The organism is uncultured Muriicola sp., from assembly GCF_947258935.1.
Classification (GTDB): domain Bacteria; phylum Bacteroidota; class Bacteroidia; order Flavobacteriales; family Flavobacteriaceae; genus Muriicola.
Window position 1 is genome coordinate 1 of record NZ_CAMYKH010000079.1, and the last position, 9281, is coordinate 9281.

At 41.1% G+C, this 9281-nt stretch carries 8 protein-coding genes; 5 read left to right on the plus strand and 3 right to left on the minus strand.

Annotated features, from left to right (window positions below; translation table 11 throughout):
- The 4 genes from Q0X72_RS11740 to Q0X72_RS11755 all read left to right on the plus strand — a co-directional run.
- A partial coding sequence (locus Q0X72_RS11740; protein WP_297765584.1) for a CIA30 family protein occupies nucleotides 1-260 on the plus strand: 260 nt, incomplete at its 5' end.
- Between the two features lie 59 nt (nucleotides 261-319).
- The gene (locus Q0X72_RS11745) at nucleotides 320-1615 is read left to right on the plus strand and encodes a Zn-dependent hydrolase (RefSeq protein ID WP_297765587.1); all 1296 of its coding nucleotides are present in this window, start codon (nucleotides 320-322) and stop codon (nucleotides 1613-1615) included.
- 204 nt (nucleotides 1616-1819) lie between these two features.
- Nucleotides 1820-3550 carry a tetratricopeptide repeat protein gene (locus Q0X72_RS11750; protein ID WP_297765590.1) on the plus strand — a complete coding sequence of 577 codons (1731 nt, stop codon included), beginning with the start codon at nucleotides 1820-1822 and terminating at the stop codon, nucleotides 3548-3550.
- 42 nt (nucleotides 3551-3592) lie between these two features.
- Nucleotides 3593-4252: an SCO family protein gene (locus Q0X72_RS11755; RefSeq protein ID WP_297765593.1), complete on the plus strand. Its 660-nt coding sequence runs from the start codon at nucleotides 3593-3595 to the stop codon at nucleotides 4250-4252.
- A 40-nt stretch (nucleotides 4253-4292) separates the two neighbouring features.
- Here the strand turns inward: Q0X72_RS11755 and Q0X72_RS11760 are convergent, their stop codons facing one another.
- Together Q0X72_RS11760 and mnmA are read right to left on the minus strand one after the other, a co-directional pair.
- Nucleotides 4293-5231 (minus strand): nitronate monooxygenase, encoded by a 939-nt coding sequence (locus Q0X72_RS11760; protein WP_297765596.1) that lies wholly within the window; start codon nucleotides 5229-5231, stop codon nucleotides 4293-4295.
- Nucleotides 5232-5254: 23 nt separating this feature from the next.
- Complete coding sequence (mnmA, locus tag Q0X72_RS11765) at nucleotides 5255-6445, minus strand: tRNA 2-thiouridine(34) synthase MnmA (RefSeq protein WP_297765599.1); 1191 nt, start codon at nucleotides 6443-6445, stop codon at nucleotides 5255-5257.
- Nucleotides 6446-6817: 372 nt separating this feature from the next.
- Here mnmA and Q0X72_RS11770 point away from each other — a divergent pair, with 372 nt between their 5' ends.
- The gene (locus tag Q0X72_RS11770; protein ID WP_297765602.1) at nucleotides 6818-8293 is read left to right on the plus strand and encodes a fasciclin domain-containing protein; all 1476 of its coding nucleotides are present in this window, start codon (nucleotides 6818-6820) and stop codon (nucleotides 8291-8293) included.
- A 315-nt stretch (nucleotides 8294-8608) separates the two neighbouring features.
- Here the strand turns inward: Q0X72_RS11770 and Q0X72_RS11775 are convergent, their stop codons facing one another.
- Entirely contained in the window at nucleotides 8609-9166 is a 558-nt protein-coding gene (locus Q0X72_RS11775; RefSeq protein ID WP_297765605.1) for a DUF6515 family protein, read from the minus strand.
- Nucleotides 9167-9281: the final 115 nt, after the last annotated feature.

The following is a 9281-nucleotide window of genomic DNA, read 5'->3' on the forward strand; positions in this document are numbered from 1 at the left end:
TGAAAGGTGATGGAAAGAACTATCAGGTAAGACTTAAAACCAATGCCTCAGATTATTTTAATTATGCCATCAATATCCAGACCAAAGGTACCTGGGAGACTATTTCCATTCCATTCGAAAAAATGATCCCTCAGTTCAGGGGACGGCTATTAAACATGACATCCTTTCCCGGGGAGCAAATAGAAGAAGTGGCCTTTCTGATCGGGAATAAAAAAGCAGAGGAATTCCGATTAGAAATAGACAAAATTGAACTAAAATAAGGCATAGCCGTTGTCAATAATTCATTAGCTTTATATCTTGTCTTCCTAACCTATCTACTATGGCTTCCCCAGAAAAAATCATTTGTGTATTTCTTTTAAGCGGCCTATTGGGCTTTGCTCAAAACATTCCTAAAGTAGACCAGGGAAGGCTGGAGGCTTCTATTATGTCATTGGCAGAATATGGAGTCATGGAGAACGGGGAAACCAATAGGGTGGCCTTTAGCGATGCCGATCTGGCGGGCAGGGCCTATATCATTTCCCTGATGCAAGTAACAGGACTTGAAGTCAGTGTTGACTTCGCTGGAAATATCACGGGGAAACGAGCAGGGAAGGATCCCTCTAAAAAACCGATAGGCTTCGGATCGCATATTGATATGGTCCCAAATGGGGGAAATTATGACGGCTGTGTGGGTTCACTTGCCGCCATAGAAGTCGTTAGGACTCTGAATGTAGCGGGGATACAGACCGAGCATCCCCTGGAGGTCTTTATTTTTTCGAATGAGGAAGGCGGGGTAATGGGTAGCAGAGCTTTGGTAGGGGATCTCAAGGGAGATGCCCTTAATGTGGTGAATAGTACAGGGTATTCAATGAGGGAAGGAATAAATCGCATAGGTGGTGATGCAGACCGTATAGCGGAGGTAGAACGTCCTCAAGGCAGCTTGGCAGCTTTCCTTGAACTCCATATAGAACAAGGTGGGATACTAGACAGGGAACAAATTGATATTGGGGTCGTGGAAGGTATCGTAGGTATTAAATGGTGGGACGTCAGCATCCAAGGGTTTGCGAATCATGCCGGCACTACGCCTATGGCTTTGAGAAAGGACGCCTTACTGGCAGCGGCTAAGTTTATTATAGCAGTCAATGAAGTTACCAATAGTTTCGAAGGTAAACAGGTAGGAACCGTTGGGCGGATCGCTGCGCTGCCGGGAGCTCCCAATGTAATCCCCGGACAGGTAGTAGTGAGCCTGGAGATACGCGACTTGTCATCTGAGAAAATAGTAAACCTCTTTAGTGCTATGGCAAAGCGGGCAAAAGACATCGAAAATGAAACGGGCACTCAATTTACCTTTACCCCCATTGATGCCACTTCTGCTCCTGCCCTAACAGATCCAAGAATACAAGCGCTGATCACAAAGGAAGCAAAGGCCCTTGGTCTGAGTAGCAAGCAAATGCAAAGCGGAGCCGGGCATGATGCCCAGGATATGGCCAAAATAGTCCCCGTAGGGATGATCTTTGTCCCAAGTGTAAACGGCATAAGTCATTCCCCGAAAGAATATACATTCCCTGAGGATATGGCCAATGGAGCCAATGTACTTTTGAGGACACTTCTTACCATCGATAAAAAATGGGATTGACCTTTGAGATGATGGATGGGCATATCAACACTTTAATAGACCATACCAAATAAAAGATAGCTAGAAAAATAAGGGCTATTGAATTAAACTCACGAACTAACTACTTAAAAAGTTCGTGAGTTTTCCTATTCATGTTTACTAATATTTTGTACATTTAAGTGTCTTATAATTAGCACTTTAAGCAATAAACCAACTATACCCATTATGAAACCTAAAATCATCGTATTCATTATCGCAGGAGCCTTTTTAGCACTAGTATTTTTATTAGTACCTACGATCCAAGAAAAACAAAAAGATCCATCACAATTGGCATCTTTCGGAGCCATTAAATGTACAGTAGCTAAATTTTTATTGGAAGATATAGATACTACACAACAAATTTCACCTCTATTTGAAAATTTAGGAAACCTTCATTTCCCTATTTCAACCTCGGAAGAAAGGGCTCAAGAATTTTTTGATCAAGGTCTAAAACTTACATATGCTTTTAACCATGCAGAAGCACATCGTTCTTTTATGGAGGCTTCCAGGTTAGATCCTACAGCTGCGATGACCTATTGGGGACAGGCCTATACACTTGGGCCAAACATAAACGATCCCTTACCCCCGGATGAGCGCAAGATTAAATATAATGAAGCTCTTGAAAAAGCTAAAAAATGGGCAGCGAATGCATCTCCCAAGGAACAGGCCTTGATAAATGCGCTTACATCCAGATACAGTGCGGACCTAACAAAGGATGTTGCCGAATTAAATATGGCCTATATGAAAGCCATGACTGAAGTTGCAAAACAGTTTCCTGAAGATGCGGATGTGCAAACACTATACGCAGCTTCTGTTATGAATACAGTTCCCTGGAACTATTGGGACAAGGCCGGAAATCCATCACCCAATATTGCCGAAGCCAAGAAGGCACTCGAGAAAGCTATGCAGATTAATCCAGACAATCCTGGATCACATCACTATTATATTCATATGGTAGAATTGCCTAAACCGGATCTGGCGGTCCCAAGTGCAGAAAAATTAGCGAGCTTAATGCCAGCCGCCGGGCATATTGTTCATATGCCATCCCATATTTATATTCGTGTTGGAAGATATTTAGACGCCGTTGAGTCAAATCAGGCAGCCATACTGGCAGATGAAGATTATATTTCACAGTGTTATTCACAAGGAATGTACCCATTGGGTTACTACCCTCATAACATTCATTTTTTATGGTCGGCGGCCAGTTTATTAGGAGCCAGTGATATTGCCATAGATGCAGCCAAAAAAACTGCTGAAAAAGTTCCTAACGGAGAATTGTTGGAAATGCCATTTTTACAAAATTTTGCTTCTGTTCCATTACTAGCCTATGTGCGATTTGGTAAATGGAATGATATCCTAACAACACCGAGTCCCAATTCAGAAATTAAACATCTAAAACTTATTTGGCATTATGCAAGGGGAATAGCTTTTATCAGAAAAAACAATGCAAAAGAAGCTAAAGAAGAACTAGATGCTATTCAGGAAATGCTAACAGACCCTGCTTTGAAAGAATTGATCGCAGCAGGTTTCGACCCCAGTGAAACAATAGGCAAGCTGGCTTATGAAGTTGTTGCCGGTGAGTTATCAGCCTTAGATGGGGATCTTGTTAAGGCACAAGAGCATTTAGAAAACGCAGTGATCATTGAAGATGAGTTAACGTATACAGAGCCGGCTGCATGGTATATCCCTGCACGCCAAAACTTAGGAGCTATCTTATTAAAAGCTGAGAAACCTCAGGAAGCCGAAAAAGTATTCAGAGAAGATTTGGAAATTTTAAGGCAAAATGGCTGGTCTTTAATGGGGCTATACAAAAGCCTTGTGTCACAGGGCAAAATGGATGAAGCACAAAAAATCAAAAAAGAATATGATAAGGCTTGGGAACATGCCGATATCGATATTAATAATTCGGTACTTTAACAACCCTGTTTGGTTTATTCCAAACAAACACATCCCAGGAAAATGAAGAAATTGCTTTTTCCACTAGCAATAGTTGTTCTACTTATTATAGCTGTCTATTTTATTGTACCGCTTAATACTGCGAATAGAGAACCGCCCATTTATAACCCTGCTGATCTGAATCCGGCTTTGGTAGACGGTAGCCTTCATGAATTAAATCTGGGGCATCGGGTTATGGATTTTTCTTTGATAAATCAGGATGGGGATACCATCACCCAGGCAGATTATGAAGGCACAATATATGTTACAGATTTCTTCTTTACCCGCTGCCCCAGTATTTGCCCCGCAATGAGTAACAACATGGCACAACTTCAGGAAATCTTTAAGGAAGAAGACAAGTTAAAATTACTGTCCTTATCAGTTACCCCTGAATATGATAGTGTTGCTGTTCTAAAAAAATATGCCCTAAAATACCGGGCCGATATCTCTAAATGGAACATTACCACAGGGAATAAAGAACATATTTATACCCTGGCACGTAAAAGTTATTTTGCCGTTGTAGATGAAGGTGACGGAGGTTTGCAGGATTTTATCCATACGCCAAATTTTATTCTGGTAGATACCTTAAAGCAAATTAGAGGGATATATGATGGAACTAAAAAGAAAGAAATTACACGTTTGGTAGAGGACATAAATTCATTATTGAAAAATGTAAAGGACTAAACTTAGATCAAAGTGAGTATATCACATTCTTTTTAGGTCGTTAAAAATAAACTGCGTTCTTGGCCTGATTATATTCTTGCATCATATCTTCGATGATCTGTGCAGCTGGTTTAATGTCATGAATGATCGCAGAAACCTGACCGATCTCCAGTTCTCCTTCCTCAAGGTTTCCTTCAAACATTCCGTGCTTTGCCCTGGCTCTGCCTAGTAATGTCTTGAGTTCTTCAGCAGAAGCGCACCGTTTATAGGCTTCTTGTATCTGCTGATAAAAAGGATTCTTAAGCATCCGAACAGGAGCCAGTTCTTTTAAGGTTAGTTGTGTATCGCCCTCTTTAGCGTCCACTACCTTTTGTTTGAACAGCAGGTGAGACGAGGCTTCGTGTGAGGCTACAAACCTGCTGCCTACCTGCACACCATCTGCGCCAAGCACCATGGCCGCCAGCATAGCTTGCCCGGTTGCAATACCCCCTGCAGCGATCAACGGGATCTGTATGTGCTCTTTTACCGCAGGGATCAGGGTAAGGGTTGTGGTCTCATCTCTACCATTATGCCCACCTGCTTCAAATCCTTCAGCTACCACAGCATCCACTCCGGCTTGTTCTGCTTTCAGCGCAAATTTTACACTGCTCACCACATGTACAACTGTGATGCCTTTTTCTTTTAACCTAGCCGTCCAGGTTGCGGGATTTCCGGCCGAGGTAAAAACAATCTTTACCCCCATCTCCATGATGATTTGCATGAGCTGATCAATATCCGGGTATAACATAGGGACATTCACCCCAAATGGTTTGGTAGTTGCCTGCTGACATTTCTGAATATGCTCTCTTAACACCTGAGGGTACATACTCCCCGCTCCCAATAACCCAAGGCCACCGGCATTAGATACCGCAGAAGCAAGCCGCCAGCCACTTGCCCAGATCATCCCCGCCTGTACTATCGGATATTGAACCCCAAAAAGATGTGTAATTCTATTATTCATATGTATTTAAAAACCACTTTAGATTATGAGATGACTCCAGATCCAATAAGCTCGTCCCCTTTATACCACGCAATGAACTGACCTTCTGTTATGGCCGCTTGTTTCTCCTCAAAGTCGGCATACAATCCGCCATCTACCTGATATAAGGTGGCTTTTTGTAACGGTTGGCGATATCGTATCCTTGCCATGACCTCCATAGTTTCATCTATCTGCAGTGCCAGATCTGGTCGAACCCAATGCACTTCATCCTGATTCACAAACAGGGTCTTTCTGTACAGCCCAGGATGAGTCTTCCCCTGCCCTGTATAGATCACATTTTCATCTACGTCAGTACCAATTACAAATAGTGGTTCCTTGGTGCCTCCAACATCTAAACCCTTACGCTGACCAATGGTAAAATAATGCGCGCCCTGATGTGCTCCGACAATTTTGCCATCCTCTTTGCTATAATGAGGTTTTTCGGATAGAAATGCCAGCTCTTGCTGTTTATTCTCAAAATTTGGAAGAAGGTGTTGATAGTGACTTGCATCTGCAGGCACTTCAACGATATCCCCTTTCTTAGGTTTTAACTGCTGTTGTAAAAAATCGGGTAACCGAACTTTCCCAATAAAACATAGTCCCTGAGAATCTTTTTTATCTGCAGTGATCAACTTATTTTCCGCTGCTATTTTTCGCACTTCAGGTTTAAGAAGTCCGCCAATAGGAAATAAGGTTCTTGCCAATTGTTCTTGTGATAGTTGACATAAAAAATAGGATTGATCCTTATTGGGATCTTTACCTGCCAACAACTGATATTGAGTTTCACCTGCCTCATTCTGAATTATCCCTTTTTGGCAATAGTGACCGGTAGCCACATAATCGGCGCCAAGGTCGAGTGCTATCTTTAAAAAAACATCAAACTTTATTTCCCGGTTACAAAGGATATCGGGATTAGGAGTTCTTCCACGTTCGTATTCACGAAACATATAATCTACAATACGTTCCTTGTACTGAACGCTGAGATCTACCGTTTGGAATGGGATCCCTAATTTTTCGGCTACAATAAGGGCGTCATTGCTATCCTCTAGCCAGGGGCATTCCTTGGAGATGGTCACCGAATCATCGTGCCAGTTCTTCATAAATAGTCCTATCACTTCATATCCCTGCTGCTTTAGCAAGTATGCAGCAACACTACTATCTACTCCTCCTGACAGTCCGACCACCACTTTTTTCATGCTGCAAAAATAAGAAATAAAGTAGAGTTCATATCATTCCGGTTGAGCTCTGGGAGGTATGCTTTACATATTTTGACACTTTTGTTGTTATGAAATAGTTCATTATTTTGTTAATACTTTATTAATATAATATAAACACAAATAATTTTCTGAACAATCACTAACAATTACGAAAATTTTATGGAGTGCCGTATTTACTACTATGTACATTAATAATGTTAGTAAGATCATATTATCAGCTCTGTTAAACATTTATTAAACATCTTTTTTTGTTTAAGTTATATACTACTTTAGTTAAACATTAGTAAATAAAAAAAGATTCTAATGAAAACAACTTCTAAATTTTTCAAAACATTATTTCTTTTCCTTGCCGTGGCATTTGTTGCCTCCTGCTCGGATGATGATGAAAACGATCCAATTATTGTAATCGACGAACTAAATATCGTTGAAACCGCCCAAGGCACTTCCGATCTCAGTCTTTTGGTTGATGCTTTAATCCAAGCTGATGCTGATTTAGTGGCCACTTTAAGTGCTGCTGGTCCATTTACCGTATTTGCACCAACCAATGCAGCTTTTGCAGCTTTATTAGAGGACTTAGGTGACGATTATAACAGTCTAGCCGATTTTGACACCGCTGATGAAAAAGAACTTTTAGCGAAAGTTTTGACTTATCATGTTATTGCCGGAACAGAAGCATTCTCTGGAGATCTAACAGATGGTATGATGATAACAACCGTTCAGGGAGAAGATGTAACCATAAATTTAAATGGAGGAGTTTTCATCGGGGATGCAACGGACACTGAAGCTGAGGTAATTACAGCAGATGTAGCTACTTCTAATGGAGTGGTACATATAATAGATAAGGTATTGTTGCCACAAGAAGTATTGGATGCTCTTGGTATCCCAACCCAAAACATCGTGGAAAAAGCAATAGCTACTCCAGATTTAAGCTTATTGGTAGAAGCACTTTTACAGGCTGATGCTGATTTAGATGTCGTTTTGAGTGGTACCGGTCCTTTTACCGTATTCGCTCCCACAAATGATGCATTTGCAGCACTATTAGATGATCTTGGAGCCGAATATAACAGTTTGGCAGACTTTGACACTGCTGACGAAAAAGAATTACTTGTGAAAGTATTGACCTACCACGTTGTGGCTGGCACAGAAGCTTTGTCAACAGATTTAATGCAAGACATGAGAATAGAAACGTTCCAGGGTGAAAATGTCTCCGTTGATCTGAATGGAGGTGTATTCATTGGCGATGCTACAGATATAGCAGCAGAAGTTGTAATTCCTGACGTACTGGCTTCAAACGGGGTGGTACATGTAATTGATAAAGTGTTATTGCCACAGGAAGTAATTAATGCGCTTAACCCTCCTTCATTAAACATTGTGGAAACAGCTCAAGCTACTCCAAATTTGAGCTTATTGGTAGAAGCACTATTACAGGCTGATGCTGATTTAGATGTAGTTTTGAGTGGTGACGGACCTTTTACCGTATTCGCTCCAACGAACGATGCCTTTGCAGCACTATTAGATGATCTTGGAGCCGAATTCAACAGTTTGGCAGATTTTGATACTGTTGCTGAAAAAGAATTGCTTGCCAAGGTATTAACCTACCATGTTGTATCCGGTACAGCTGCCTATTCAACCAATTTAACTAACGGAATGATGATCACAACAGTACAGGGAGAAGATGTTACTGTGAATCTTAGCGGAGGTGTATTTATTGGAGATGCCACTGATACGGATGCCCAGGTTGTCATCGCCAACGTGGCCACAACAAACGGAGCAGTTCATGTAATAAATAAGGTGTTATTACCACAAGAAGTATTGGACGCCCTATAAAAATTTAATTACCTACTACTATCAAATTGATACTGGTATGAGGTGGTTATAAATTAGTCCACTTATTAGAAATAAGAAATGAACCACACTGTTATGCAGTGTGGTTTTTTTTGTGGCCCTTCAATGTAATTGATATTGATAACAACACATTCAAAATAGTTAGCATACAAAATATGGTCCTTGACAACTATTCTTTTTTTTTGGTGCAGTAAAAATGCATTTTTGAAATCCCAAATCTTACCAAACATAACCAACTTAAAAAAAAGGCTCCCTCAGATGAGGGAGCTTTTTTATTTGATACATATAGTATATACCTCAATCCTGATCATCCAGGAGTTCAACCACCTCATAACCGTCATCGATGGCCTTATACAAAGTTTCATTTAGTTCATAGGTAGTTATCCCTTCAAAATCCATTTCTTCAGCATCTTCAGGCAATTCCTTCACCACGGCTCCTACAGGGGCAGCAACTACTTCATACTCATCATTCACATTTTGGTAAAAGACTCCGGTAGAATAATAGTAAACAGCCCCTCTCACCATCAAACGCGTAAATGCTCCGGGAATAGTTCTGATACGAAAACCTCTTGGAGGAAATGCTCTAACGTAGGCACCCTTACGGGCCACATAGTACATTCCGCCCACCGGGTAGTAAGACATATTGCGCCATACCCTTGCTCTGGTATTGGCCGGCAACCTCCTAAGGGTTCGGCGACGTACTCTTCGTTTCTTTCTTCGAATTTTCCTCTTCACAGGACGGTTTACATTGACAACCCGTGTGGTTCGCCTCGTAGTGCGTTGTGCTTCCGCAGATGGACTGTAAAAGAAAAATAACAGTACCAAAGCCGAGAGCATGAATTTCCAGTTCTTCATGGTTATGTTTTTATGTTAATCCGATATTTAAATTAGACTGCTGTTTGCACAGAAGGTTTAACGGATATACACAAAACGAAGTGGAGTTCTTATTTAGTATAGATGCCAAATAAGT

Coding starts and splice junctions, on each gene's coding strand:
- Q0X72_RS11775 (WP_297765605.1), bottom strand. CDS start 9,166: ATGAAGAACTGGAAATTCATGCTCTCGGCTTTGGTACTGTTATTTTTC.
- Q0X72_RS11755 (WP_297765593.1), top strand. CDS start 3,593: ATGAAGAAATTGCTTTTTCCACTAGCAATAGTTGTTCTACTTATTATA.
- Q0X72_RS11745 (WP_297765587.1), top strand. CDS start 320: ATGGCTTCCCCAGAAAAAATCATTTGTGTATTTCTTTTAAGCGGCCTA.
- Q0X72_RS11760 (WP_297765596.1), bottom strand. CDS start 5,231: ATGAATAATAGAATTACACATCTTTTTGGGGTTCAATATCCGATAGTA.
- mnmA (WP_297765599.1), bottom strand. CDS start 6,445: ATGAAAAAAGTGGTGGTCGGACTGTCAGGAGGAGTAGATAGTAGTGTT.
- Q0X72_RS11750 (WP_297765590.1), top strand. CDS start 1,820: ATGAAACCTAAAATCATCGTATTCATTATCGCAGGAGCCTTTTTAGCA.